This is a genomic window from Geminicoccus harenae (assembly GCF_019800005.1).
Classification (GTDB): Bacteria; Pseudomonadota; Alphaproteobacteria; order Geminicoccales; family Geminicoccaceae; genus Geminicoccus; species Geminicoccus harenae.
In genome coordinates this window covers 33,501-57,344 of sequence record NZ_JABGCL010000014.1, presented here as the reverse complement: position 1 = coordinate 57,344, position 23,844 = coordinate 33,501, and the positions used below count along the sequence as shown (strand labels likewise).

Below are 23,844 nucleotides of genomic sequence, written 5' to 3'. Positions count from 1 at the left end.
ACGGATCATCGATGCTTGGCGGGACGACTACAACGGCCACCGGCCCCACACGAGCCTCGGCGGCCTCACCCCGAACGAGGTCGCAACCCGGTCCAGACAGGACCACGACCAGAACGGGCTCTGGTTATGAACGGGGGCAATCAGGGGGCAAGGTCATCCGGCACCGTCGTGCGCGGTCGCTGGTAGATCGGCGCCAATCCCCATCTTCGCCATTAGCCGCCGGATGCGCTTGCGGCCAACCACGTAGCCCGCACGCTGGAGATGGCGCGCCATCTGCCGGGAGCCTTCGACGGCTCCATCTCCACAGGAGCCAGCGCCAGGAGGCGCTGGAGGGGCGTGTCCAGGAACTGCACATCGATCCGGCGCATCAGTTCCAGGTTCAGCGGGTGCTCCCGGCTGGGCGGCGGTAGAACCCGGATCGGCTGATCGAGGCCAGTTCGCACTGGCGCACGATCGACAGCTGCGGGTGCTCCGGCTCGATCATCTGCCGTCGTCGCTCTAGGCTCATCGACTGGACGCTTCGCCAAAAAATCCCGCTGCAACTGCCCGATCTTCGCGTGCAGCTTCTTCACCTCGGCCTTGGCGGTCTTGGCCGTCTCCTGAGCTGTCGACCTGCCGGCAAACACCGACGCCAAGCCCTCTATAGCCTGCCTGGCGCTTCCACTCGCTGACCATGGTCTGGTGATGCTGTGCGTGGCCGCCAGTTGCGCTGTCGTCATCTCCCCACGTAGCGCCTACACAGCCATCTTCGCCTTGAACTCGGCTGCGTACCGTGTCGCTTCCCCGTCATCGGGTCCGTCCTTCATGCAGAACGGACCAAGCTTATTCGCCTGTCCGGCGCTTACGGGGCCACCTCTGCGGACGGTGGAGCGGGGATGGGCAACGAAGCAGACTAGGCTGCTTCCTGTTGAGCGTCCGCAGCTGAGCGACGGGGCTGCTGGACCTCTTGAACCTGGGCTCCATCGGCAGCCATACTCGCCGGCAACTCCAGACGCCGTCCGCAATGGGGCTGAATCGATCGCCTGCTGTGATCATTGAGTGGGTACCGTCTACTATTCGAAGGCCAGCCAAGCCGTCCTGGATGCTGCCGGCTACCGCTCCATGTGCCATTTCAAGAAGCCCGAGGATCGCCCAATGGTGGGGACCTTTCCCTAAGCCAACTGGACCAGATCGGTGGTTCATTGGACCATCGACATATGTTCGCCGGGTAGAAGCAGCATATGAAGCTGTCCGCTCCTACGCTCGGTTTGACCCGGGCTGCTTTGGAGATCGGCATGTTCAGTACGGCTTACAACATGAGACGGCTGGTCCGGCCCGAGCGGCCGAACTGGCTGTGACGCGGACGGAATGACCGACCGGCCGGCGCCGGTTGCGGCCGGCCTGCCGATGCTATCGAAGAAGGTCGGGTGGCAGGGCGGTCGTTGCCTGCCTGTTCCGACACTGGGGTCATGGCGCAACCTCCGTTGGATACGGGCTGCCGGCTCGCTCTGGATGGGCCGCCGGTTCGCCGGGAAGGGGCACCGCCCAGATAGTCGGCGCTGGGAGGCAAGCTATCCCGTGGCGGAGCAGCACGCCGGGCGGGCAACCTTCAGCCGGTACTCGTTGACGGCCGCATCATGCGCAGCCCGGTCGCAGGTCTATGCCGGTCGCTGGGAGCATCTCGTGTCGTGCTGAAGGCACTGTCCGGAGGCCGGTGGCAGCTCCGCCGGTCAGCGTTCGCGCAGGCGTGGCAGCAGCTCAGCGAAGTTGCAGGGGCGGTGGCGGATGTCGAGCTGCCAGCGCAGGATCTCGTCCCAGCCGTCGCGGCAGGCGCCGGGAGAGCCTGGCAGGCAGAACAGGTAGGTGCCGTTCGCCACGCCGGCACAGGCGCGGCTCTGCAGGGCGGAGGTGCCGATCTTGTTGTAGGAGATCATCCGGAACATCTCGCCGAAGCCCGGGATGTCCTTCTCGACCACGTCGGCCAGCGCCTCGGGCGTGACGTCGCGGCCGGTCACTCCGGTGCCGCCGGTGGAGATGATCACCTCGACGCCCGGATCCGCGATCCATGCGCGGAACTGGGCCGCGATCTCCTGCGAATCGTCCCGCACCAGCGTGCGCGCGACGAGTTCATGGCCGGCTGCGCGCACCCGTTCCTCCAACGTGTCGCCGGAACGGTCGCTCGTCCGGTCGCGGCTGTCCGACACGGTGAGCAGTGCGATGCGCAGGGCCTGGAAGGAAGCCGTCTCGTCGATCCGTCCGGACATGGTCGCCTCAGCTCCTGGCAGCTTTGCGCCCGGCACGGTCGGGCGCCCGGTAGGTCGGCCAGCTCCCCAGGCGCAGCTCATCCAGCGAGGTGGTCGCCTGGGAGAACCGCTCCTGGTAGGCCCAGTAGGCTGACAGCACCTTCTTCACATAGTTCCTGGTCTCGACCAGCGGGATGCTTTCCAGGAAGTAGAGGGGATCGTCAGCCTGCGGATCGCGCGCCAGCCACTGGAGCACCCGGCTGGGCCCGGCATTGTAGGCGGCGGCCAGCAGGATCAGGTTCGGCCCGATCTCCTTCTGCTCCATCAGGAACTCGAGATAGGCCTGGCCGAGCTTCAGGTTGACCAGCGGGTCGTGCAGGTCGCCATCGGCCAGCTGGATGCCCTTGCGCTCGGCGATGGCGGCCGCGGTGGCGGGCATGATCTGCATCAGGCCGAGCGCACCTGCGGAGCTGATCGCCAGCTGGTCGAAGCCGCTTTCCGCGCGGATCACGGCCAGCACCAGCGCCCGGTCCAGGACGAAATGGCTGGTCCGCAGCTTGGGCACGGGATAGTCGCCGCTGCCGGGCGGCTCGACCTCCGGACCCGCCGCCACGGCGGCAGCGGGCGGCAGGTCCATCGCCTCGGTCAGTTTCCAGATCGCCTCGGCCAGCAGCGGGTCGTCCTGGCGCCGGGCCAGGCCGCGGATCTCCAGCTCGGCCAGTTCCGGCCGCCCGATCTGCGCCAGGGCCAGCGCCCGCCGGCCGCCGGCATATTTGAGCAGGGTGAGGGTCGTGCGGTCGCCCAATCCGTCATCTGCGGCGGCGGGCAACGGCCCGCCCAGCACCGCCCGGGCCAGCCGGCCATAGAAATTGTCCCCGGTCGCAGCGGCCAGGCGCATGAAGCGCGGCACGAATTGCGGCCGGTCGGCAGCCAAGCTGGCCCGGGCTGCCCAGAAGGCACCCATTGCCGCCTCCGCGGGCACCGAGCCCCGCCGATTGGCGAACTCGGTGAAGAAGCGCTGGGCACCCAGATAGTCCCGTACCCGCCAGGCGGACAGCCCGGCCGTCCAGGCCATGGCCGGCACAATGGCGGCCGAGCGGAACGCTGCCGGCCCGGTCAGCGCATAAGCCTGCTTGGCCTCACCATTCGCCAGGAGCGCCCGGCCGACCTGCCAGCGTGCGATGTCGAGTTCCGCGGCATCGAGGAGCGGCAGCACGTCCGCCCGAGCCAGTTCCGCCCGGGCCTCGTCCAGCTTGCCGTTGCGGATCAGTTCCGGGATGTGCCGCCGCCACTTGGCAACCTTGCGCGCCACGGATTTCGGTCGTTCCAGCGTGCTGACATAGCTGGCGCCGTCCTCGACCAGCTGAGGCTGGGCGTGGGCCACGGCGGGGGCAGCGTGCGGCCTGGGCAACACCGCGTCGGCAGGACGGCGCTTGGCAGCGAGCGCGTGGATCCGCTCCGCGCGCGGATGATCGCCATAGCGCTCGAGCCACTGGACCAGTTCCTGGAAGCTGGCCTTGTAGTCCCGGTGATCGAGATAGCGCTCGGCCAGGAGGTGGCCCTGCAGCATCCGGTTGTCGACCAGCCGGAGCAGCCGGTCGACCATGTCGTAGCGCTCCTCCGCCTGCAGGGCAAACAGGCGCCGGTACATGTCAGCGTCGCTGGCCGAGAGCGGGCGCGGCAGCACGGTCCTGTCCGGCATTTCCCGAAGGAAGCCCGGGCTCAGCCGGGCCAGCTGGACATCACCCTGCTGCGCGGCCGCCGCCGGCGCATCCGGTATCGCGACATCATCGGCCAATGCCGGTGTGGCGAGCGGGATGCCCGCCAGGAGCATGCCGGTGAAGAGGTTGGAAGCGAGCCACGATCGCACCGACCAGGCGCGACCGGGTGGTCGTTCGAGCGCCATGGGATTTCCCCCTGTCGTGCCGCCCGGCCCCGCTGGCCGGACGCGCTGGTCCACCCGTTTGCGGTGAGCTAGTGCGGCCTCCCCTCCGGGCCACCCTGGCCCGAGATTGCGTCCAGACGCTGGCTGAGCTGCAGAAGGTCCCGCCAGACCAGCTTCTTCTGGGCCGGGTTGCGCAGGAGATAGGCGGGATGGAAGGTCACGAGGGTCCCGATCGGCGCTGGCGACCAGTCGGGGTGCCAGCTGCGCAGCGTGCCGCGCAGCCGGGTCACACCGGCTTCCAGCCCGAGCAGGGTGCGCGCGGCAGTGCCTCCCACGAACAGCACGATCTTCGGCTGCACCAGTTCCAGCGCCCGCTCCAGGAAGGGCTGGCAGACCGCCACCTCCTGCGGCGAGGGGGTGCGGTTGCCGGGTGGCCGCCAGAACAGGCAGTTGGTGATCCAGAAGCGGGAGCGGTCCAGTCCGATCGTCGCCAGCATCCGGTCCAGGAGGCGGCCGGACGGGCCGACGAACGGCTTGCCCTGCCGGTCTTCCTCGGCCCCGGGTGCCTCGCCGACCAGCACGAGCGGGCTCATGGGATTGCCGTCGGCAAAGCACAGCCGGGTGGCAGTGCGCCGCAGCGCACATCCTTCGAAGCCGGCGAGCGCGGCTTCCAGGGCGGTGAGGTCGGGGCAGGCCAGGGCGAGGCGGCGGGCAGCGGCGACGTCGCCCGTCTCGGGGCGGCGGGCGGGCGGTGCGATCGCCTGTGCCGGCATCCCCGGCAGGAGGTCGGCCAGAGGACGCAGGCCGGTAGGTTCGGCGGCTTCCGGCAGGGGCGAGGCGGTCGAGGGGAGGGCAAGGCTGCGTTCGGCCGGGTCACCGACCAGATCGACGGCGCCTGCGGCCTGCTGCCAGGCAAGCCAGGCGCGGAGCTGGTGCAGCCCGCGATCCACCGCCTCTTCTTCCCCCAGCCCGACCTGCAGACGCATCCACAGCTACTGGCACAGCTACCGGCATCGCCTGGAGCTGCACCGGCGGCCCGCTTCCTGCTCCACCTCCGGCCGGCCTCTCACCACGGGTGAACCGGCCGGCACCTAGACTATCCGTCGACGGCACCAGCCGTCGACCGCATCCTTCCGTGGCCCCGATCGGGGATCAGATGTCGCGGTAGGGAATCGGCCGGCCTTCGCGATCGGCCACCAGCTTGCCGCTCTCATCCTGCGCCGCTATGTAGCGACCATGGCCCACCGCGGTGCCGACATAGAGCGCCGGCTTGATCTTCTTGCCGTCGATCATCTTGGCGGGCTGGGCGGCGCCACGCGCCGTGGGGTCGTTCTTGCTCTTCGAGGTCTTAAGCATGGGTTCGGATCCGATAGCGCGACGTCGGTACGACAATAGCCTGCCCAGGACCGGCAGGTCGGCTGCGGGTCTCTTGACCGGATCGCCCGGCCACGTCAAGCGTCGGGGTCCGACGCCGGCACCGTGACGCCACGGCGCGCCGCTGCCGGGTGGCCTCGAATCCGGTGGGATCGGCCTGGTCCGCGGCCGGGACTGGGCCAATCCGTTCGCGACCTTCATCCCCACCACCATCGCCCAGCAGACAGCGCGGAGAAGCGGTTGAACGGCCTTCCGGGTGCTCCTGTCATGGAGCCGCATCTCGCTGCACCAGCCCTGGGCCGGCCGGTCGGACCGAAGCGCCGGTCCCGCCTGCCGGCCCTGCTGAGCGTGCTCGTGCCGCTGACCGCGGCCTGCGCTCCTGCCCTGCAGGCCAGCAATGGCGCGCTGGACGACCTGTCGCCGGCACCCGCGCTGATGGCAACCGCCCAGTCGGTCGAGAGCAGCGCCATTGGCGACTACCTGGTGGGCCAGTACGCGATGGACGCGGGCGACGTGGTGCAGGCGTCCGATGCGCTGGAACGAGCGCTCGCAGCCGACCCCGACGACCTGGACCTGCGCCGGCAGGTCTTCCTCCTGGACGTGGCCCGCGGCGACCTGCCCGGGGCCAGGGACCAGGCGCGCCTCCTGACCGAGATCGACCCCGGCGCCGACGAGGCCCACCTCGTCCTGTTCATCGACGCGCTGCAGGGCGGCCGGATCGCCGAGGCGCGCCGTGCCCTCGGCGCCCTGCCCGAGCGCAGCATCGGCGGGCTGATCGCCCCGGTGCTGCAGGCCTGGCTCGCCGTTGCCGAGGGTGATCCGCAGCGTGCGCTCAGCCGGCTGCCGGAGGTGGCGCCGGATGACCCGCTGTTCGCGGTGCTGACCTACCACCGCGCGGCGATCCAGGCCCTGGCGGGGCAGGCGGCGGCGGCCCGGGCTACCCTCCAGCCGCAGGCGCAGGAGGGCCAGCAGGTCCCGGTGCGCATGGCGCTGCTGACCGCACGCCTGATCTTCGAGGTGGACGGTCAGGCGGCCGCGCACCGCTATCTCCAAAGCGCGGCCGCCTTGCACGAGCAGCCCGCCGTGTTCGGCCGCGCGGTCGAGCATGTCTCGGCCGGCCAGCCGCCGGTGGCGGTGCTGGCCAGTGCCGGCGAGGGCACGGCCGATCTCCTGCTCGCGATCGTCGAGGCCCTGCGCCAGCAGGGAGCCGAGGGTCGCGCCATCGTCTATGCCCGGCTGGCGACCTGGGCAGCCCCCGAGGACGGCGAGGCGGTGCTGACCCTGGCGAGCCTGATGACCGCCCAGGGCAGCCCAGAACTGGCGATCGAGACGCTGGCGCAACTGCCCGGGGATTCGTCCTGGGCCTGGGACGCGAAGCTCGCCACCGTCGATGCCACGCTGGCGGCCGGCCGGCAGGACGATGCCGAGGACCTGCTCGAGCGCATGGCCGCAGAACGGCCGGAGCGGACCGATGCCCTGGTCAAGCTCGGCGACCTCGCGCGCAGCGGCGAGCGCTATGCGGAGGCGGAGCAGGCCTATGACCAGGCGATCGCGCGGGTGGCGGCACCGTCCGCCACCGACTGGCGCCTGTTCTACGCCCGGGGCGTGGCGCGCGAGCGGCTGGGTCGCTGGCCGGAAGCCGTGGCCGACTTCCAGCGCGCACTGGAGCTGGCACCGGACCAGCCGCTGGTCCTGAACTATCTGGGCTATTCCTGGGTCGATCGCGGCGAGAACCTGGAGCAGGCACTCGGCATGCTGCAGAAGGCCGTGGAACTGCGCCCGCGCGACGGATTCATCATCGACAGCCTGGGCTGGGCCTATTTCAAGATCGGCCGGCTGAACGAGGCGGTGAGCTGGCTGGACCGGGCCGTGGAGGCGGAGCCGGGCGACCCGGTGATCAACGAGCATCTGGGCGACGCCTACTGGCGGACCGGCCGGTTCCGCGAGGCACGCTTCCAGTGGCAGCGCGCCCTGACCCTTTCGCCGGATGCGGAGCTGGCCCGGCTGCTGCGGGACAAGCTGGCCAATGGTCTGGAATCTTAGACGGCAGGCGGCCGGGGGCACGGCGCCGGCCGAGACCGGGGCCGCCCGCAACGAGCTGGCGCCGGCCAAGATCAATCTCGACCTGCTGGTCACCGGGCGCCGCCTGGACGGCTATCACGAGCTGGACAGCCTCGTGGTGTTCGCGCCGGTCGGCGACCGGCTGGAGTTCGAACCGGCGGATACGGGCGGGCTGAGCCTGGAGGTGAGCGGGCCGTTCGCGCCGGCCGTGCCGCGGGACGGGAGCAATCTCGTCCTTCGGGCAGCGGAGCTGCTGGCCAGGCGCACCGGGACAGCGCTGTCCGGTCGGATCCGGCTCGACAAGCAACTGCCGGTGGGCGGCGGGCTCGGCGGGGGCAGTGCCGATGCCGCTGCCGCCCTGCGCCTGCTCGACCGGGTGTGCGGCACGAAACTGGGCAATGCCCGGCTGCGCGAGCTGGGTGCCGAGCTGGGTGCGGACGTGCCGGTCTGCGTCTATGCCCGGCCGGCGCGCATGCGCGGGCTGGGCGAGCGGCTCGACCCGGTGCGTGGCCTGCCGGCCCTGGCGCTGCTGCTGGTCAATCCCGGCGTGCATGTCGCGACCCCGCAGGTGTTCCGCGGGCTGCGCGAGCTGGGCCCGGAGCGCGAGGGCGGGCTGCAGCCTAATGGCGGCCCGCTGGTGCTGGCCCAGTACCTAGCGGAAAGCCGCAACGACCTGGAGGCACCGGCCGTGGCGCTGGCCCCGGCCATCGGCAAGGTGCTGCAGAGCCTGCGCGTCCTGGAGGGCTGCCTCCTGGCGCGGATGTCGGGCAGCGGCTCGACCTGCTTCGGCCTGTTCGCCGACGGCGTCCGCCTCAAGCGTGCCGCCACCATCCTGCGCGCGGCGGTGCCGGGCTGGTGGATCGAGCCGGTCCTGATCGAGCCCGGCCCGGAGTCCTGAGCGGCCAGGCCTGGCTGCTGCTAGCGGTTGAGCCCGCCTGCCGTTCGGCGTATCTCCAGCGCATCGTTGGGGCGTCGCCAAGCGGTAAGGCAGCGGATTTTGGTTCCGCCATGCGGAGGTTCGAATCCTCCCGCCCCAACCAGCTTTCTCGGGTGCATGAGTCTTTGAAATCCGAGAGGGCTCAAAGACTGACTTCAGCGCTCCAGCTTGCGGATCGCGGCGTCGGCCAGCTTCTTGGTGGGCTTCAGGTAGACGTCGATGATCCGCTGGGTCTCGGTGATCGAGTGCCCGGTGATGGACGCGATCTCGGGGATCGTGCAGCCGGCCTCGGCCAGCATGCAGACCGATGTGCGGCGCAGGTCGATGAAGGCCACGCCGGTCACGCCGGCCTTGCTCTGCGCCCGGCGCCAGGCGTTGCGGAAGACCGGATCGCGCCAGGGCGTGCCCTTGTTGTGCAGGACCATCAGGCTCTCGCGCTTGAGCCCGTTCAGGTGGTCGGCCAGCGGCCCGGAGATCGGGATCGAGACGCGCTTGAGGGTCTTGCTCTGCTGGATGTCGATCCGGCCGTCCCGGATGTCCGTCCAGCGCATCGCCAGCACGTCGCCCAGCCGCTGCCCCGTCCAGATGCCGAGCATCATGGCGGTGCGCATCTGCTCCCCGGCCACGGCGGCGAACGCCTGGATCTGCTCGGGCGACCAGATGGCGTCGCGGCTCTTGGGCATGCTGATGCCCGGGTTGGAGGCCGGGTTGCTGGCGAGCTCGCCGATCCGCACCGCATGTGAGAGCAGGATGCGCAGCACCTGCATGCGCATCGGCCCCTGCCGGGCGCCGATCTTCAGGCAGACCGAGCGGTAGGCGTAGACCGTGCGGGCGGTGATCGCCCGGACCTGATGGTTGCCGGCCCATGCCTTGATGGCGTCCAGGTGCCGGGCATAGTCCTTCTTGGTGCGCTCCCGGAGCTTGGTCCAGGCATCGGAGGCGCGGTACTCGCGGATCAGCCAGGCGAGGCTGCCGCGGATGGGTGCTGGCTCCTTCAGCGGCGTCTCGGCCAGGCCCTGGCGCCACAGATCGAGCTGGCGATTGAGCTCGTCAGCCTCGCGGTAGGCGTCGCGCCGATCGTCCGGCAGGCGCTTGCTGGTCCAGCCCTGCTTCCGCAAGGCCGTGCTCGGCTGCCAGTACAGCACCCCCGCGTTCTCGACGACGTACCGGGGCCGATGCCATAGCTTCCGCTTGGGCGATGAGCTCGGCTTCCTGGGCCGAGATGTCGTGGTCCGAGGCACGTCCGCCTGCTCTCCGCCTGATCTCGTCGATGGAAAAGCGGCGCCCGCCGCCGGGGAGGTGCAGGGGCGTCAGGCCCGCCAGGACGCGGCGGGCCTCGGACAGGTCCTGGATGCCCAGCATGTAGGCGGCCTCGACCTCGCCCACGGCAAGGCGCTCGCTCATGCCGCCGACCTCCTGTCCTCTGTCCAAACCTGCCGCTCGGTGAGCATGGCCGAGCACTGGTCGATCTCGTCCGGCTCCGGCGGCGCCATCCAGACGCGGCCGGTGGAGCGCTGGGTGAAGCGCATGCACTCGTGGCGCACGCGGCAGACGACGCCGAAGCTGCTGCCCTCACAGCGGGCCACGTCGCGCATCAGGAGGCGGTCGAGCGTGCTCATGGCTTCCTCGCATCATGCTGCACGGCCGCCGTGATCGCGGCTCTCACGCGATCCGGCCCGCCGGCCTGGTAGGTCTCCATCGCCTTGAGGCAGGCGGCGTCGCTCAGCCGGTAGTCCTGGGCGGCGAGCTGCCACCAGATGCGCGCCTGCTCCTCGGCCAGCACGTGCGGCAGGTTGCGGCGGATCCAGGCGGTGAGGGCGGTCAACGGGGGCATGGGTGGGCCTCCAGCAGCTTCGCCGCTCTGGCCACGCGCTCGTCCTGGGCAGCCAGGCGCTTCAGCTCCTCGGCATTGGCCTCCAGCAGGGCAGGGATGGCGTCGGCCGCCTCCGCTGCCCGCCAGTAGCTCCGCAGCATGTGCAGCCAGGAGCCGGGCGTGGTGATCATGGAGATCGTCTTGCCGCGGTGGTCGGTCAGGAAGGCGTCGATCACTTCCCACCTGCCCCCAGCAGGTCGGCCTGCTGCTCATTCTGCGGCGGGAAGAACTCGTCGCGCCGCTCCTTCATCGCCTCCTTGAGGACCGGGTCGGACTTGATCAGGTCCTTGTTGGCGTTCCACAGCAGCTCGAAGTCCTCGCCGTCGGCCAGTTCGTTGATCAGCTCCTTCAGCTTCAGCTTGGCCGGGCCAGGCGGGAGCATGAACACTTCACCGTCCGTGGCGGTGACCTCGACCAGGGCGTCGGGCGGCGCGGCAGGTCGGCTCTCTGTGGCCGGCGTGATGTTCTTCATCTCCGCCGGAGCCTCGCCCTGGTACTCGTCCGGGCCATAGACCCCGAGCATGACCTCCGGCAGGTGCCGGCGCGCCCAGAAGCGGGCGGCGAAGTAGCAGGACTGCTGCTCCGGGTCGGTCTTCCACAGCGTCGAGTTGCCGGCGACCGCCTGGGCCTTGGCGATCTCGATCCGGTAGATGCGCGGCTCCGTCTCGCCCTTGAGCGTGCCGCTGCAGATCACCGCCCGGCTCTGGCCGGTCCCTTCGAAGGTGAAGCGCAGGCCGCCCTGGAGGCGGCTGCTGGCGTTCACGACCGCGGTGACCAGCTTGCCCTCGAACAGGAGCTTGCCCTTCACCACGCTGGCGCACTGCGCCACCGCAAACGGGCTCATGCCCCAGCGATCGGCCTGCTCGGTGACGAGGAAGCAGTCGTCCGGCTTCCCCTGCAGGCATTCCGGCACGAGCTTGGAGCCGGCCATGATGTTGGCGATCCGGGCCATCACCTCGAACTTGTGCGGGTCGAAGACGGCGGGAGCCGGGGCGTGGAACGCCTGCTGCTCCTGGACGGTGAGGTCGGTGCTCATCGAATCATGCTCCGCTCTTCCAGGAAGAACTCGACGCCGCTCACGGTCGTCGGTCCATCCTTCTCCAGGGACTTCTTCAGCGACTGGCCATTGATCTTGATGTGCATGCGGATAGCCCGCGCCACGGCCTCGTCATCGAGCAGCGCGCCGACCAGACCGAGCGCCCCGACCTTGTCCACGACCCGGAACGCCACCTCGGTGCGCAGCGTGCTCATGGAGCCCGTGCTGGTCCGGGTGCGCGCCAGATCGGCGGAGGATGCCGCGGCCGCCTTCTCTGCAGCCTGGACGGCCGCCTGCGCCTGCAGGGTCTTCGCCTCCTCCTGCAGCACCGCCGACAGGTCGTCGTCGGTCTTCATGGCCGCTTCCCTTGCCGCCAGCTCGGCAGCGACCCGGGCGGCTTCCTCGCGCGCCAGGCGGGCCTCTTCCTCACGCCGAGCGCGCTCCTCAGCAGCCTTCTTGCGGTCGCGGTCCTCGATCTTGCGGACGACCGACTTCATGGCCCCTTCGAGATCGGCGGTCAGGCCGTTCTTCCAGGTGTCCACGGCGCGGCCGCCGTCGAGGTAGGGCTGCTTCTCCGCCTTGTGGATGTCGGCCACGCGCTTGATGTGCGGCCGGATCTGCTTGGCGACGAAGTCGACCGCCTTGGCATGCGTCAGGTCGTCGAGCTCGGCCGGCACGCGGCCGGCGGCCTCGACCAGGTCGCGGGCCCGGGTCAGCACATCGCCGTAGTCCTGGTCGAGCCGGCCGATGACGCTCTCCGCGTCGATGCCGGAGTTGTGGCCCATCTGGGCCGCTGCGGTTGCCATGTCGGGTTCCTAGAACAGGGTGGGTTCGAGGCTGAGGTCGACCTTCTCGCGGGCGCGGTGGACCAGCGGCCCGTGGCACAGAGCGTCGAACTCGCGTTGCGTGATGGGATGCAGGCCCGGCCAGACATCGAGGATGTGGCCGCGGTGGTGGGTGGTGGCGTCGGGCGTCCACATGCAGAGCAGGGGCGCTCGATCCGCACGCCGGCCCTCATCGTCGAGGGCGGGCTGGAGGAAGAGCTTCACCGGCTGCCAGGCCCCGCCCTTGACCAGCCTGCGCTTGTAGAGGCCGGGCGCCGGGCGGGTGATGTCCTTCACCGAAGGAACTGCCACACCAGGATCCCCACCAGCGCCCAGGCGGCCCCACCGATCAGGTACACCGGCCGGTGGTCGCGCTTGCGGTCCGCTTCCTCGCGGGCATCGGCCAACTCAGCACGCAGCCGGTTGGCGCTCACCCGCGCGGCGTCGAGCATCGAGATGAGCTGGTTGCGGTGGCCGGTCAGCCGGGCGTTGCGCTGCCGCAGCTCCAGGATCTCGCGCGAGGCGGCGATCGCCTGGTTCTTCCAGAAGCGGAAATGGGCAGGGCTGCCTTCCTCGTGGAGCGGGACGGGGGCGAGGTTGTCAGAGGGGATGCCGCTCATCTCAGTTCTCCGCGAACAGGCAGGCGAGCTCCGGGGTCATCAGGACCCACACGGACCAGGCACCGGTGTCAGGGTTGAGCGTCAGGATCACGGGCTTGGCGCCGATGTCGGTCTCGCCCTCGGAGCGGATGAACTGCCCGATCTTGGACGTGACCCGCAGGACCTCCTGGACTGGCTGGCAGATCGGCTCGGCGGCTTCCTCGGCCATCGCCGGCGTCGCCAGCAGCAGGGCGGCGAGCAGGGCGCTACGCAGCATCGCGGGCCTCCCCGAGCATCTGGCTCAGCCGGGCTTCGGCATAGGCGGCGGCCTTGCGCCGGTTGCGCAGGACCGTCTCGACGATGTGCTGCGCTCCCGACAGGGTGTTCGCCGCCTCGGTCAGCGACCGAGCATCGTCCTCGTGCTCGGCCTCGATCTCCGCGGCCACGTTCAGCTGCAGCTCGTGCCACAGGTCCTGCATGGCATCGTCGATCTGCTGGAGGGTCTTGGCCATCAGTGCACCTCCCAGGCCCGGGCGCGCTCGGCGTCCAGGTTGATGGCGCCCAGCACGTTCTCCTCGAGCTGCGCGCGGGCTTCCTCGACGCTGGCCAGGCTGATCGTGCGGAGGATGGCGTAGGCGTTCTCCAGGAGCGCGTAGGCGTTCTCCAGGCGCTGCAGGTCGGTCTCCACGACCTCGGGCAGCTCGCGCTCAGCCGGCAGGCCGGGGCGGTCCAGGAGGTCGAGGCGGGTGTGGATGCTCATGGCTCACGCCTCCTCGATCAGGAGGTCGATCAGCGGCCAGGCCACCATGACGTTGATGATCGCCCAGGCGGCGGCGATGCCGGCGAGTATCTGGAGTGCTTGGAACATCTCGTCTCCCCATCCGCGGTGCGGTGGTCGATGGGGAGATCGTATCGCAAAAGATTGCGAGGTCAACGATAATCGCAAAACTTTACGATGCCTTGAGCCGCAACAGATTGCGCATCTGTGGTTTCCGGGTCGGATACCTGGGCTACCGCAAGGGTCCCCTGAGGGTCCCCGCAGGGCTACCAAGGTATCCCGAATGGAAACCCTGCGGGACCTGGCACGGCCAGGTGCGGAAATGCGCGCTCAGAACGTCGATTTACGCCCGGCTAATTCAGATCCCGAGCAGAGCCGCGATTTCGTGCCGATAGCTGATGGCTGCGAACGCAAGAGCGACCACGAGAAGGCCCCAGATGCCCTCCGCGATCTCATTGCCGAGAACGAACAGAGCAGTGGCCGCGATGGCCAGCACCCCCAACCCAAGGATGCCCCAGCCCAGAAGCGGCGTCAGATCGACCGTCTCCGGCGCAGCCAGATCCAGCGTGTAGTCGCCGAGCTTGATCTTCATGGGGGACCTCGAAATGACAACGCCGCCCGGAGGCGGCGCTGGTGAGCGGGCTTGCTGGAGACCGTCAGGCTTTAAGGCGGCGAAGAAACCGACGGGGAGCCGGGACCCTTCCACCAGTCATACAGGCCTAGCTCCGACCGGTCAGTCGAGCTGGGGATCTGAATGATGATGGGCTGCGGTGCAGCGGCCGGCTGCGCGGCCTGTTGCCTCCCCTCGGCAACCGCCGAGAGCATGGTCTGCGCGGCTTGAGCCCAGCCATAATATAGGGCCACGCCGGTCCCGATGATGGTGAGGATGAGGCCGAGCGCCAGGCCGGCGGCAGTGATTGTATGTGCAAGGTTGTTGGACTTAACCTCGTCGATTCTGGCATCGACGTGCCGCCGCAGCTCCGTGACTGACTCACCCTGCTTGCCAACTGCCGCAGTCACCGCACGCACATCGTTGGCAAGGCTGGAGATGGTTGCCTCAAGGGTAGCAAAGCGGCCTTCGAGGCGACTGATATTCGCCTCCTGGCGAGCCTCCATGGCCTCCAGTTTCGCTTCGAACTCCGGCCTCGTCACCGCGTCGGCCACGGTACCCCCTTCGTCTCTATGCAGAGGAAATAGGGACCGGGGGTTCCATTGGGAAGCATCATTCGCCGGGGCGCCGCGCTGAGCCATCAGGGGAGCCCCGCGACGTCAGCGTTCACAAATGCAGCAAACCCGCAGTTGGAGCAATGAACCTGCAGATAGCCATATACTGGCCCTCCTAAATGAGGATTGCCTTCTGAAGTCAAGTTTACCGGCGCCATCATTCTGTCTGCAATGAGCCAAGCAGCAGCCCCACACATTGGGCAACTTCTTTCACCCCACTTTTCTGTAAGGTGTTTATGCGCCTTATCCATTTGCTCTACCGACATAATCGTCGGGTCTTTCTTCTCCGTCTCGTCCGTCAAACAAAATCCCCCGCCGTCAGGGTGGTCACGCCGAACAGCGTGATCGTGCCCGAGAACCCGCCTGGTGCCGCCTCCTGCAGCACCGCGAACTTCCCGATGTCGATCGTCAGGCTGTGCTTCGTCTCGCCCATGAAGGACTGCCAGTTGATCGAGATGGCCTCGTCCGCATCGGTCAGGATGCCGTTGCCGTTCGTGTCGAGGTCGGCGAAGTCGAAGGTGTAGTCGTAGGTCTCGCCAGCCGCGTAATCGTAGAAGATCGCGGATAGCTCCAGTTTGTCCTGGCCCCGCTGGAAGTCGGAGATGACGTCACTTGCGGTAGTAACAAGCTCCTCTGGATCCCAGGACATGGAATCGGTGGCATACTCAAAGTTGTACTCGAAGGTGTCCGCGCCATCCCCGCCCGTCAGGATGCTCCTGCCGCTGTCGGTCTGGCCGCTGATCAGCCGGTCATCCCCGCTGCCGCCCATGAGCCGATCCGCCCCCGTGCCGCCGAAGAGGGCATCGTTCCCGGCGCCGCCGTCCAGGCGGTCGTTACCGAAGCCGCCGTGCAGCTCGTCGTCGCCGGTCTCGCCGCGCATGTTGTCAGCACCGTTGCCGCCCCAGGCGCGGTCGTTGCCGGCACCGCCGAACAGCAGCACCGCACCATCGGTGAACCCTTCCTCCTCGGTGTTGAAGGGCATGATAATCCGATCATCCCCGGTCCCGGCGTAGACGGTGTCGTTGCCGCCCCCGCCCAGGATTAGGTCGTTGCCATCCCCGCCATAGATCAGGTCGTCACCGAGGCCGCCGTAGAGGTCGTCCGGCCCCTGCTGGCCCGAGAGCGTGTCGTTGCCGGCGTCGCCCCAGATCCGGTCGCGGTTGTCACCGCCGAACAGGATGTCGTCGCCATCCCCGCCGCTCATCAGGTCGAAGCCGGCATCGCCGTAGATGCGATCGTTGCCGGCCTCGCCGCGCAGCGTGTCGTTGCCCAGGCCGCCCTGGATGAAGTCGTCGCCGCCGCGACCCTCGATCAGGTCGTTGCCGGCCAGGCCCTGGATGGTGTCGCGTCCGGACGTGCCGAACAAGCGGTCGTTACCGACGGTGCCGGTGATCTTTGCCACGGTGAAGGCCCCTTGAGGTGGTTGGTGTAGGGGCTGAGGGCTCTGGCTTTGCTACTCTTTTGGCTTCTTCGGGGGACGAGACTTTGCGCTTTTCTCAGCCTCTTCGGCCTTCTCGATCGCTTTTGTCAGCTCTTCCATACGAGCGGCCATCGTCTGAGCGAATGTGAAAAAATCTACCTGCACGTTCTTGATGGCCTTTAAAATCAACTTCGAGTTATGCACGCCATCATCCCCGATCTGGCTGGAAAGATCGGAGGAAAGCACAGAATGCGGCGAGGTAGGATCTCCTTTTGCAAGGAATTCCTCCTCAGTCATCCCGAGCTTTTTACATATTCTTTGGATGGTTTCCGTATTTGGTCCCTTACCGTCCTTCCACGCTCTAAGAGTTCCCTCGCTCACGCCGACCGCATTCGCGAAGGCGTTCCGCGTCGAGCCGCTGGCCTGCCAGATCGCTTCGGCGGCTAGGTAGTATTTGCTTGCGGTCATGAGCGCATCATTGCCGCACCAAACCGCGAACGCATTCGTAATGGGATGCGAGCCGCTTGCATCTTCGCAAAACTTTGCGATATGCTCCGCGACATGCACAAGATCGACGCCCACATCGAGGAAGTCAGGAGCCGGCTGCTCGCAACGGGCATTCCGTGCGCTCGACTGTCCGTGATGGCAGGCCTGACGCCCAACGCTCTGCGTCGGCTCAAGGCCCCAAACTGGAGCTGCAGCATCAAGACGCTGCGGAAGCTTGAGGATCTGCTGAGCCGTCTCGAACAAGAGACCTCCAGTGCCGATCAGGTGGCCGCATGACCATTACCGGTACGTTACCGAACGGTAGTGATCAATATCACCGTCGGTATACGCCGGCGCGCCTGATGGCCGGCACACCACATCCGGATGCGCCGCGATGAGCGCGCCCCAGCTCGAGCGCGTCGCCGACCTGCAGGCCCTGGTGCTCGGCGCGCTGAAGCACATCGGGAAGTCCGTCGAGAGCGGCCACCGGCACAAGGCGGCCAGCCAGCTCCGTGAGCTGCGGATTGCGCTTGGCGACGATGCCGCGGCCCTGCCTGCCCCAAAGTCGGCGCGGGCCAGCAAGGGCATCGACTGGCCGTCCGAGTTGGCCCGCGCCGAGCGCGAGGGCCTGAGCCAGACGGCACTCGCCCGCAAGCTGGGCGTGGTCCAGGCGACGGTTTGGGCGGCCTGCCGGCGCTACGGCAAGACGCTGCCGGTCGATCCGGCCGCTCCGGCGAACCGGTTCAAGAACTGGCGGTCGGGGATGTCCAAGGCGGAGGTGGCGCCCAAGCCCGAGCCGCAGCCGCAGGAGCCCGCGCCGGTCGAGCCCAGGAAGCTCTCGGCGGCTCCCAGGCCCACTCTCCCGGTCAGCCAGCCGCGCTCGATCATGGACGGCTGGAAGCGCAACCGGATCCGGACCCTGCTCATGGGCACCCGGAAGCTCGACGAGATCGCCACCCTGACCGCGCTGCCGCTGGCGGTGGTCGAGGCCGAAGCCGTCGCCTGGAGAGAAGGGCGGTGAGCCCCACCACCGTCATCGGCGAGCAGGCTTCCCCCGGCCTGCTCACCGCTGCCGGATGGCAGCACGTCGAAGAGGCGTTTCCTCCCACCACTGGCCCGTCGTCCTTCGGGGCGGCGGGCTCCTTTTTGGAGCTGAGATGAGCCAACCAGACATCACGGTTGCTGAGAAGACGCTGCTGGGCGACCTGCGGGATGCCGTCTTGCAGGAGATCAAGGCGGCCGATGGCCGGCCTTGGGCGATGCTGGGCGAGAAGGCCCAGCGTGCGATGGTCGAGCGTGTCGAGGCCCGCCTGTTCGTCTCGATCCGGGCCGCCGTGCGCATCATGGCCGCTCGCGAGTGGCCGGTGGTGATCGCCGACGTCGAGAGCGTCACGATCAAGGACGGCCTCAAGATCGTGGCCAAGGCCAGCGCGACGCAGGCGAACGTCGAGGCCCTGGCATTCGGCACCGGCTCGGCCCTGATCGTGCGTGCCGATGCCGCCGACTACTTCGGCAAGCATGACGCCGCGATCGACCTGGACGAGCCGCAGCTCCCGATGGACGACGCTGCGTGACTGGCGCCGCCCCTGACCTGTTCGCGCCGGCGCCCGTGTCCCATTTCGCTGCGCGGAATGAGGCGGCGCCTTCGGTGCTCCGCATCGAGGTCCCCGGCGAGCCGCGCGGGAAGGGGCGGCCGCGCATCGGCAGGCTCGCCAACGGCCGGCCGATCGCGTTCACCGACGCCAAGACCGTCAGCTACGAGAACCTGGTGCGCTATGCGGCCAAGGAAGCGATGGTCGCCGCCGGTCTCACCATGTTCCCGGCCGGCGTGCCGCTGACGATCCGCATGCTGGCGAGCTTCACCGTGCCGGCCAGCAAGTCGAAGGCCTGGCAGCGCGCGGCACTCGCCGGCGGGCACCGGCCGACGAAGAAGCCCGACCCTGACAACGTCCTGAAGGTCATCGACGCGCTCAACGGCGTCGTCTGGCACGACGACGTCCAGGTGGTCGAGGTCTCCATCAGCAAGGTCTACGCGGCCGAGCCCGGCCTCGTGATCGAGGTGAGGCCGCTGTGAGCTCGCTGGGCGACGCCATCGTCTACGGCCTCGGCATGGCCACGATCTTCCTGGGCGCCGGCTGCCTCGGGCTCTTGCTCGGCAGCTGGATCATCGCGGCGATCGATCGGCGGGAGCAGGCCGATGATTGACGCGCCCACCTTCCGCGCCCGGCCGCACGACCCGGCCCGCCCGCGCTTCGGCTACCCGATCGCACAGTGGCACCGCTGGCTCGCCTGGCGCCCGGTCAAGTGCTGGGATGGGCGGATCGTCTGGCTCCGCATGGTCTACCGGCGGCGCTGCCAGCTGTATGGCTACCTGTCGCCCAGCTTCCCTCACCAGTGGTGGCAGTACGCCATCGAGAGGCCCTGATGGCACCCCGAATCCGATCCCAGCACCCGGGGCAGTGGACAGACGAGGACTTCGTGTCCTGCTCGCCGTTCGCCCGCCTCCTGGCCCTCTCGCTCCGCAACCACGCGGACGACTTCGGCGTGTTCGAGTGGAAGCCCATCCAGATCAAGATGCGCTGTCTGCCGGCCGACAACGTCGACGTGCAGGCGCTGCTCGCCGAGCTGGAGGCGAACAACCAGGTCCGCCGCTACGAGGTCGACGGCAAGGCCTACGGCGCGATCCGCAACTTCTGCCGGTTCCAGCGGCCGGAGAAGGCCAGTCGGCTCTATCCGCGGCAGGACTGGGTGCCGGCCTACTGTGCCGAGCGTGGGGCGGAAGAGAAGCCCGAGGGCAGGCCGAAGACCAAGATCGACGACCCGTCGTCGAACGATCGGCGACCAGTCGGCGACCAGTCGGGGAAAAAACTCGCATCGGAACCGGAACCGTATCCGGAACCGAATAACCCTGAAGATCTCGACTCCCTACACACCGCCGCCGCTGTCGCGCCGACGGCCCCGCCGCCCGATCCCGAGCCGCCTCGTCGCTACGCCTGGGAGGGGATGATCATCCGGCTGGTCGAGAAGGATCTCGAACGCTGGAAGGCCTCGTTCACGAACCTCGACGTGGTGGCGGAGGTCGCCGCCCTCGATGCCTGGCTCGCCTCCGACGACGCGACCGATCAGCAGCGCCGGAAGTGGTTCCACCTCGTCGCCGGGGCACTGGCCCGCAAGAACGCCAAGCCGCCCGACGGTCGGGCTCCACCAGGCCGGCCCCCTCGGCACTCCGAACGAGCGATGATCCAAGACCTCATGGAGAGGTTCGGCGATGAGCGGTACCAAGGCACAGACGATCCTCCAGGCCCTCTTGCGCTGCCGCAAGGAGACCAGGGCCCGTACCACTGACGCGCCGGAGTTGGACCTGTCCGTGATGGTCGAGCGCCTGGTGCGCTACGACCTCCAGCGGGTCCTCAAGGCGCTGGACGAGTGGCCGACCCGGTCGGAGTGGTGGCCGACCACCCGTGAGCTGATCGTCCTGATGGACGAGCTGTTCACCCCGCCGTCGCCGCCGGCGCTCGGCTCGCCGGAGCACCGCAAGGACAGCGGCAGCAGGGTCGACGAGGCGCGGATCCTTTCCAGCGCGATCGGCCAGATCGCCCTGCACAACGAGGTCGGCCAGAGCCTGCTGGAGTGGGTGCGCAAGAACCCGAACGGCACGCCGGACCGCGAGCTGATCGACCGGCTGGCGCGCCTGAAGGTCGAGAACGACCGGACCGCGGCGCTGCTGGCCGGTACCGCGATCCCGAAGGATGAGGCGGAGCAGAAGATCCGGTCGATGCCGAAGGAGCTGGCCGCGAGCCTGATCTCGTTCCGGCAGGCGATGGTCGAGCGCGAGGCCCAGCTGCGGGCGCGGTGGTTGCGCGAGGAAAGGCGGGTGGCGTGAGGAGGCACGCCATTAACCGCCCGTAAAGAACCCGCGCAACGAGCGTAGCACGGCGAGCACAGCTCCCAAGGTTACTACTCCCTTAAGCCGCCCGCACGTGATCTTGGTGACCTCCACCCAGTACCAACGCTGCGCGTAACTCGGGCCGAACTTGCCCGAGAGCTTAGCAGCTGCCTCCATGAGATCGCCCGCGATTGCATCCCTCTGCTCCCGAGGTGTGATCAGATAAAGAAATTTCTCAGCCCGGACCGGAACCGAAAAGTCATTCTTTGCCTGATCCGGCTCTTCATGCTCCGCGTCCATGCGTGACAAAGAAACTTTGATGTCAATCGCGCGGATTACTGCAGAGGCCTTAGCGACTTCTTTCCAATGTTCCTCTCTGATCCGATACGTTTCTAATACCATACGCTGATGCTTATTCAGCAACTCCAAGTCGGATGCCACTGAGTATTCAAGAAACTGCAGACGTTCGTCGGCCTTCTTTCGGTCGTCGCTCATCCCGCGCGGCCTCCCGCGACGGCAAAGCCCTCCAGCTGGCTCTGCAGCCCTGCCGACGCCTCCTGTAGGGCGCGCAGACCGGGCGCAGTGAGTTCGTATAACCTCTTCGCCCGCCCGCCCCGTTCAGGCGTGGGATCGCCTTCACGCGACGTCAGCAGGCCATCGTCTTCGAGCCGCTGCAGGGTTGTATAGATCGCTCCGAACGACGGCTCACGCCTAGACTGTGCCGAAACCTCTTCCCGGATTGTGACGCCGTATGCGTTTCCGCGCCTTTTGTGGACAGCCATTAGTACGCTCCAGCTTAAGCCGCCTGGTCTGATGGACATGCGTCGACCCCTTGGATATTTTTCTGTTTGTAGGACATATCATTCGCCGCTCACCAGAGCAAGCATGCGCTGGCCGTGCTGGCCACTCCCAGCTTGCGCATTGCGGAGGTGGAGCGGCAGGTGAGTGCATGACCAGCACTGTGCCGGGGCAGACCCGGATGCCGGAGCGTCGGAGGCTGGAACGCGCCCCAGAAATCCCCAACCCCTCCGGCAATCCGCAAGATCCTCAGAGCACAGCCAAGTCCTGAGACCATCTCATCTGGTTATGACATATGGCGTTGACGGTCCGCAGTTGTTATACATAGGCTTGTCCACAGTGATGAGCCAGCCTCATGGATCGCAAGCCCTCAGCGCATCGCACGAGAGACGACGATCCAGTCGTCCAGGCGCTGGCTGATCAGCAGAAGCGGCTGGACGAAGACCAGCGCGCCAAGAGCCGGTTCCTGAAGCAGGGCGGGCCCAAGACCCGCATCCTCGGTGGCACACGCTAATGCTGGACGGTCACACCGACGTGGCCGACCCGATCGAGGGGTGGGCCGACATGCACCCGGACAGGCGCTCGATGCCGGATAGCACGCAGGTAGCCACCTTGGGCCACGTCCGGGACATGATCGCCGCGGTGCGCGAAAGCCAGATCCGGATCGAGCGGCAGATCGAGGAAGGGCTGGACCGTCTGGAGACAGACGAGGACCGGCGCTGGAAGACGCAGGACGTCCGATCGGAGAAGAACGAGCGGCTGATCGAGCAAATCAGCACACGGGTCGGCAACCTGGAGAACGAGCGCACCCGAGTCTACGCGATCTACACGGTGGTGCGCTGGATGGCCGGCATCGGCGCCACGATCCTGGTCGGCGGCTTCTGGATGGCCTGGTCGGCGCTCGATATCGGCGGGGCCATGCTGGAGAGCAACGCGCAGGTGGTGAAGACCATCCAGCAGGCGACGCAGCAGCGCCAGGAGCAGAACCGGGCGCTGCTCGGCGAGATCCAGGATCTCAAGACGCACGAGGCGGGCAGCAAGTGAAGACCGTCCACACCATCATCGACGAGATCCTGTCCGTCGAGGGCGGCCACTCGAACGACCCGGACGACCCGGGCGGCGAGACCATGCACGGCATCACCGAGGCCGTGGCCCGGCAGTCCGGCTACTACGGCCCGATGCGCGACCTGCCGATCGAGTACGCCCGGGACATCTACCGGGGCCGCTACGTCACCATCCCGCGCTTCGACCAGGTCGTGGCGATCGACCCGGACATCGGTGCGGAGCTCGTCGACACCGGCGTGAACATGGGCCCGCACCGTGCGGCCGAGTTCCTCCAGCGCTGGCTGAACGCCTTCAACTACGACCGGCGCTACCCTGAGCTGTTCGTGGACGGCCGCATCGGGCCGGTGACGCTGGAGGCCCTGAAGGGCTTCGTGCAGTGGCGTGGTGCCGAGGGCCGCAAGGCGCTGCTGTGCGCGCTGAACGCGCTGCAGGGTGCCCGCTACCTGGAGATCGCCGAGGCCAAGCCGAGCCAGCGGAAGTTCGTCTACGGCTGGGTCACGAAGAGGGTGATGCAGTGATGCCGGCGAACCTGTGGAACATCGTTTGGGCGCTGCTCGCGGTCATTCTGATCATCTACCTGCTCAAGGTGCTGGTGGGGGTGCTGTGATGCTGTGGCTCCTCCCGCTGATGTTGACCCCCACGTGGATCGCTTTGCTCGCCGACCAAATCTGGGCGGGCAGCTTGGCGGGGTGTGTGGGTGTCGTGGTGTTCTGGCTGGCATCCGTCGCGCCGGCGGCGGTGCTTAGCAGCGCCCCGGACAGCATCTGATGGCCAAGCTCCACCCCCGCGTCCTGGACACGATCAAGGTGCTGGCGCCGGCGCTCGGCACCGCGATCGCGCCCGGCATCGGCACGGTGGTCGGCGGGCTCGCGGCCGAGGTCCTGGGGAACGTGCTCGGCGAAAAGGGCAAGACGCCCGAGATCACGATCGAGCGCATCAACAGCCGCGTGCTGAAGGACATCCAGACCATCGAGGGCGAGGGTCGGCTGGACGCGGCGCTGCGCGGTGCCGATGCCGAGTTCGCCAAGGCGCTGCTCGAGCACGACGTGGCCCTCCTGCGGCTCGACAACGACGACCGGGCCGACGCCCGCAAGCGCGAGGTGGCGACCGGCGACTGGTTCCCCAAGCTCCTGGCCTTGCTGATCGTCGCCACCTTCGCCGCCAGCGTCGCGGCCATGTGGACCGTGCCCATGGTCGACGGCACGCGCGACATGGTGATGATCAGCATCGGCGTGATCAACACGGCCTTCGGCGCGGTGGTGACCTACTACCTGGGCAGCTCGGCCGGATCGAAGGCGAGTGGCGAGGTGGTCCGCAAGATCGCGGCAGGCGGTCGATGACCAGCGACCTCGCCATCGGCCTGTTCGCGCCGCTGC

37 protein-coding genes, 1 tRNA gene and 1 pseudogene are annotated in these 23,844 nt (G+C 68.0%); 16 read left to right on the top strand and 23 right to left on the bottom strand.

Annotation, left to right across the window (positions count from 1 at the left end; genetic code table 11):
• Window positions 1-130 (top strand): integrase core domain-containing protein (locus HLA95_RS14730; protein ID WP_222182689.1); only part of this gene is annotated, 130 nt, incomplete at its 5' end.
• A gap of 28 nt (window positions 131-158) precedes the next feature.
• Here the strand turns inward: HLA95_RS14730 and HLA95_RS28300 are convergent.
• The 5 genes and pseudogenes from HLA95_RS28300 to HLA95_RS14705 form a co-directional block, all read right to left on the bottom strand.
• Window positions 159-806, bottom strand: a pseudogene (locus HLA95_RS28300) (IS3 family transposase); the annotation flags it as partial.
• 903 nt (window positions 807-1,709) lie between these two features.
• Window positions 1,710-2,243 carry a molybdenum cofactor biosynthesis protein B gene (gene moaB / locus HLA95_RS14720; RefSeq protein ID WP_191061641.1) on the bottom strand — a complete coding sequence of 178 codons (534 nt, stop codon included), beginning with the start codon at window positions 2,241-2,243 and terminating at the stop codon, window positions 1,710-1,712.
• A gap of 7 nt (window positions 2,244-2,250) precedes the next feature.
• On the bottom strand, window positions 2,251-4,128 hold the full coding sequence (locus HLA95_RS14715) for a lytic transglycosylase domain-containing protein (RefSeq protein ID WP_222183705.1): 1,878 nt from the start codon (window positions 4,126-4,128) through the stop codon (window positions 2,251-2,253).
• A 68-nt stretch (window positions 4,129-4,196) separates the two neighbouring features.
• The gene (locus HLA95_RS14710) at window positions 4,197-5,093 is read right to left on the bottom strand and encodes a uracil-DNA glycosylase (protein ID WP_222183704.1); all 897 of its coding nucleotides are present in this window, start codon (window positions 5,091-5,093) and stop codon (window positions 4,197-4,199) included.
• 166 nt (window positions 5,094-5,259) lie between these two features.
• Window positions 5,260-5,463, bottom strand: a complete 204-nt coding sequence (locus tag HLA95_RS14705; RefSeq protein WP_191062472.1) for a hypothetical protein — start codon at window positions 5,461-5,463, stop codon at window positions 5,260-5,262.
• A 258-nt stretch (window positions 5,464-5,721) separates the two neighbouring features.
• Between HLA95_RS14705 and HLA95_RS14700 the strand changes: the two genes are divergently transcribed.
• From HLA95_RS14700 to HLA95_RS14690, 3 genes are all read left to right on the top strand, one after another.
• Window positions 5,722-7,524 (top strand): tetratricopeptide repeat protein, encoded by a 1,803-nt coding sequence (locus HLA95_RS14700; RefSeq protein ID WP_222183703.1) that lies wholly within the window; start codon window positions 5,722-5,724, stop codon window positions 7,522-7,524.
• Window positions 7,508-8,440 (top strand): 4-(cytidine 5'-diphospho)-2-C-methyl-D-erythritol kinase, encoded by a 933-nt coding sequence (locus tag HLA95_RS14695; RefSeq protein ID WP_222183702.1) that lies wholly within the window; start codon window positions 7,508-7,510, stop codon window positions 8,438-8,440. The genes HLA95_RS14700 and HLA95_RS14695 overlap by 17 nt, the downstream gene beginning before the upstream one ends.
• A 67-nt stretch (window positions 8,441-8,507) precedes the next feature.
• A tRNA-Gln gene (locus HLA95_RS14690) sits at window positions 8,508-8,582 on the top strand.
• 52 nt (window positions 8,583-8,634) lie between these two features.
• On the opposite strand, the gene HLA95_RS14685 is transcribed toward HLA95_RS14690, so the two are convergent.
• From HLA95_RS14685 to HLA95_RS14610, 16 genes are all read right to left on the bottom strand, one after another.
• A complete protein-coding gene (locus HLA95_RS14685; protein ID WP_191061041.1) occupies window positions 8,635-9,597 on the bottom strand; it encodes a tyrosine-type recombinase/integrase in 963 nt (320 codons plus the stop codon).
• The gene (locus HLA95_RS14680; protein WP_191061042.1) at window positions 9,530-9,883 is read right to left on the bottom strand and encodes a hypothetical protein; all 354 of its coding nucleotides are present in this window, start codon (window positions 9,881-9,883) and stop codon (window positions 9,530-9,532) included. The genes HLA95_RS14685 and HLA95_RS14680 overlap by 68 nt, the downstream gene beginning before the upstream one ends.
• Window positions 9,880-10,098, bottom strand: a complete 219-nt coding sequence (locus HLA95_RS14675; protein WP_191061043.1) for a hypothetical protein — start codon at window positions 10,096-10,098, stop codon at window positions 9,880-9,882. The genes HLA95_RS14680 and HLA95_RS14675 overlap by 4 nt, the downstream gene beginning before the upstream one ends.
• Window positions 10,095-10,313 (bottom strand): hypothetical protein, encoded by a 219-nt coding sequence (locus tag HLA95_RS14670; RefSeq protein WP_191061044.1) that lies wholly within the window; start codon window positions 10,311-10,313, stop codon window positions 10,095-10,097. The genes HLA95_RS14675 and HLA95_RS14670 overlap by 4 nt, the downstream gene beginning before the upstream one ends.
• Window positions 10,301-10,528 (bottom strand): hypothetical protein, encoded by a 228-nt coding sequence (locus HLA95_RS14665; RefSeq protein ID WP_191061045.1) that lies wholly within the window; start codon window positions 10,526-10,528, stop codon window positions 10,301-10,303. Before HLA95_RS14665 ends, HLA95_RS14670 begins: the two co-directional genes overlap by 13 nt.
• On the bottom strand, window positions 10,525-11,388 hold the full coding sequence (locus tag HLA95_RS14660; protein WP_191061046.1) for a recombinase RecT: 864 nt from the start codon (window positions 11,386-11,388) through the stop codon (window positions 10,525-10,527). The genes HLA95_RS14665 and HLA95_RS14660 overlap by 4 nt, the downstream gene beginning before the upstream one ends.
• A complete protein-coding gene (locus HLA95_RS14655) occupies window positions 11,385-12,194 on the bottom strand; it encodes a hypothetical protein (RefSeq protein ID WP_191061047.1) in 810 nt (269 codons plus the stop codon). The genes HLA95_RS14660 and HLA95_RS14655 overlap by 4 nt, the downstream gene beginning before the upstream one ends.
• Before the next feature lie 9 nt (window positions 12,195-12,203).
• Complete coding sequence (locus tag HLA95_RS14650) at window positions 12,204-12,524, bottom strand: hypothetical protein (RefSeq protein ID WP_222183700.1); 321 nt, start codon at window positions 12,522-12,524, stop codon at window positions 12,204-12,206.
• Window positions 12,506-12,832, bottom strand: coding sequence for a hypothetical protein (locus HLA95_RS14645; RefSeq protein WP_191061272.1), 327 nt, complete (start codon window positions 12,830-12,832; stop codon window positions 12,506-12,508). Before HLA95_RS14645 ends, HLA95_RS14650 begins: the two co-directional genes overlap by 19 nt.
• A 1-nt stretch (window position 12,833) precedes the next feature.
• Window positions 12,834-13,088, bottom strand: coding sequence for a hypothetical protein (locus HLA95_RS14640; RefSeq protein ID WP_191061273.1), 255 nt, complete (start codon window positions 13,086-13,088; stop codon window positions 12,834-12,836).
• On the bottom strand, window positions 13,078-13,323 hold the full coding sequence (locus HLA95_RS14635) for a hypothetical protein (protein ID WP_191061274.1): 246 nt from the start codon (window positions 13,321-13,323) through the stop codon (window positions 13,078-13,080). Before HLA95_RS14635 ends, HLA95_RS14640 begins: the two co-directional genes overlap by 11 nt.
• Window positions 13,323-13,571, bottom strand: a complete 249-nt coding sequence (locus HLA95_RS14630; RefSeq protein WP_191061275.1) for a hypothetical protein — start codon at window positions 13,569-13,571, stop codon at window positions 13,323-13,325. The genes HLA95_RS14635 and HLA95_RS14630 overlap by 1 nt, the downstream gene beginning before the upstream one ends.
• Window positions 13,572-13,947: 376 nt before the next feature.
• A complete protein-coding gene (locus tag HLA95_RS14625) occupies window positions 13,948-14,181 on the bottom strand; it encodes a hypothetical protein (protein WP_191061276.1) in 234 nt (77 codons plus the stop codon).
• A gap of 71 nt (window positions 14,182-14,252) precedes the next feature.
• Entirely contained in the window at window positions 14,253-14,753 is a 501-nt protein-coding gene (locus tag HLA95_RS14620) for a hypothetical protein (protein WP_191061277.1), read from the bottom strand.
• A 358-nt stretch (window positions 14,754-15,111) separates the two neighbouring features.
• Window positions 15,112-16,215: a calcium-binding protein gene (locus tag HLA95_RS29160; RefSeq protein WP_222183699.1), complete on the bottom strand. Its 1,104-nt coding sequence runs from the start codon at window positions 16,213-16,215 to the stop codon at window positions 15,112-15,114.
• Window positions 16,216-16,266: 51 nt separating this feature from the next.
• The gene (locus tag HLA95_RS14610; RefSeq protein ID WP_191057784.1) at window positions 16,267-16,983 is read right to left on the bottom strand and encodes a helix-turn-helix domain-containing protein; all 717 of its coding nucleotides are present in this window, start codon (window positions 16,981-16,983) and stop codon (window positions 16,267-16,269) included.
• Between the two features lie 130 nt (window positions 16,984-17,113).
• Here HLA95_RS14610 and HLA95_RS14605 point away from each other — a divergent pair, with 130 nt between their 5' ends.
• The 8 genes from HLA95_RS14605 (at window position 17,114) to HLA95_RS14575 (ending at window position 20,602) form a co-directional block, all read left to right on the top strand.
• Window positions 17,114-17,740 carry a hypothetical protein gene (locus HLA95_RS14605; protein WP_191057785.1) on the top strand — a complete coding sequence of 209 codons (627 nt, stop codon included), beginning with the start codon at window positions 17,114-17,116 and terminating at the stop codon, window positions 17,738-17,740.
• A complete protein-coding gene (locus HLA95_RS14600) occupies window positions 17,737-17,880 on the top strand; it encodes a hypothetical protein (protein ID WP_191057786.1) in 144 nt (47 codons plus the stop codon). Before HLA95_RS14605 ends, HLA95_RS14600 begins: the two co-directional genes overlap by 4 nt.
• The gene (locus HLA95_RS14595) at window positions 17,877-18,293 is read left to right on the top strand and encodes a hypothetical protein (protein ID WP_191057787.1); all 417 of its coding nucleotides are present in this window, start codon (window positions 17,877-17,879) and stop codon (window positions 18,291-18,293) included. Before HLA95_RS14600 ends, HLA95_RS14595 begins: the two co-directional genes overlap by 4 nt.
• Before the next feature lie 74 nt (window positions 18,294-18,367).
• Window positions 18,368-18,793, top strand: a complete 426-nt coding sequence (locus HLA95_RS14590; RefSeq protein WP_191057788.1) for a RusA family crossover junction endodeoxyribonuclease — start codon at window positions 18,368-18,370, stop codon at window positions 18,791-18,793.
• A complete protein-coding gene (locus HLA95_RS28285; protein WP_255513105.1) occupies window positions 18,790-18,924 on the top strand; it encodes a hypothetical protein in 135 nt (44 codons plus the stop codon). The genes HLA95_RS14590 and HLA95_RS28285 overlap by 4 nt, the downstream gene beginning before the upstream one ends.
• A complete protein-coding gene (locus HLA95_RS14585) occupies window positions 18,917-19,144 on the top strand; it encodes a hypothetical protein (protein WP_191057789.1) in 228 nt (75 codons plus the stop codon). Before HLA95_RS28285 ends, HLA95_RS14585 begins: the two co-directional genes overlap by 8 nt.
• A gap of 53 nt (window positions 19,145-19,197) precedes the next feature.
• The gene (locus HLA95_RS14580; protein WP_191057790.1) at window positions 19,198-20,064 is read left to right on the top strand and encodes a hypothetical protein; all 867 of its coding nucleotides are present in this window, start codon (window positions 19,198-19,200) and stop codon (window positions 20,062-20,064) included.
• Window positions 19,988-20,602 carry a hypothetical protein gene (locus HLA95_RS14575; protein ID WP_191057791.1) on the top strand — a complete coding sequence of 205 codons (615 nt, stop codon included), beginning with the start codon at window positions 19,988-19,990 and terminating at the stop codon, window positions 20,600-20,602. The genes HLA95_RS14580 and HLA95_RS14575 overlap by 77 nt, the downstream gene beginning before the upstream one ends.
• Before the next feature lie 12 nt (window positions 20,603-20,614).
• On the opposite strand, the gene HLA95_RS14570 is transcribed toward HLA95_RS14575, so the two are convergent.
• The gene (locus HLA95_RS14570; protein WP_191057792.1) at window positions 20,615-21,100 is read right to left on the bottom strand and encodes a hypothetical protein; all 486 of its coding nucleotides are present in this window, start codon (window positions 21,098-21,100) and stop codon (window positions 20,615-20,617) included.
• Entirely contained in the window at window positions 21,097-21,387 is a 291-nt protein-coding gene (locus HLA95_RS29155; RefSeq protein WP_222183697.1) for a PadR family transcriptional regulator, read from the bottom strand. Before HLA95_RS29155 ends, HLA95_RS14570 begins: the two co-directional genes overlap by 4 nt.
• A gap of 371 nt (window positions 21,388-21,758) precedes the next feature.
• On the opposite strand from HLA95_RS29155, the gene HLA95_RS14560 reads away from it, so the two are divergent.
• The 4 genes from HLA95_RS14560 to HLA95_RS14545 all read left to right on the top strand — a co-directional run bounded on the left by HLA95_RS14560 (window position 21,759) and on the right by HLA95_RS14545 (window position 23,808).
• Entirely contained in the window at window positions 21,759-21,917 is a 159-nt protein-coding gene (locus HLA95_RS14560) for a hypothetical protein (protein WP_191057794.1), read from the top strand.
• A complete protein-coding gene (locus HLA95_RS14555) occupies window positions 21,917-22,447 on the top strand; it encodes a hypothetical protein (RefSeq protein WP_191057795.1) in 531 nt (176 codons plus the stop codon). Before HLA95_RS14560 ends, HLA95_RS14555 begins: the two co-directional genes overlap by 1 nt.
• Window positions 22,444-22,986: a glycoside hydrolase family 108 protein gene (locus tag HLA95_RS14550; protein WP_191057796.1), complete on the top strand. Its 543-nt coding sequence runs from the start codon at window positions 22,444-22,446 to the stop codon at window positions 22,984-22,986. Before HLA95_RS14555 ends, HLA95_RS14550 begins: the two co-directional genes overlap by 4 nt.
• 249 nt (window positions 22,987-23,235) lie before the next feature.
• The gene (locus tag HLA95_RS14545) at window positions 23,236-23,808 is read left to right on the top strand and encodes a hypothetical protein (RefSeq protein ID WP_191057797.1); all 573 of its coding nucleotides are present in this window, start codon (window positions 23,236-23,238) and stop codon (window positions 23,806-23,808) included.
• Window positions 23,809-23,844: the final 36 nt, after the last annotated feature.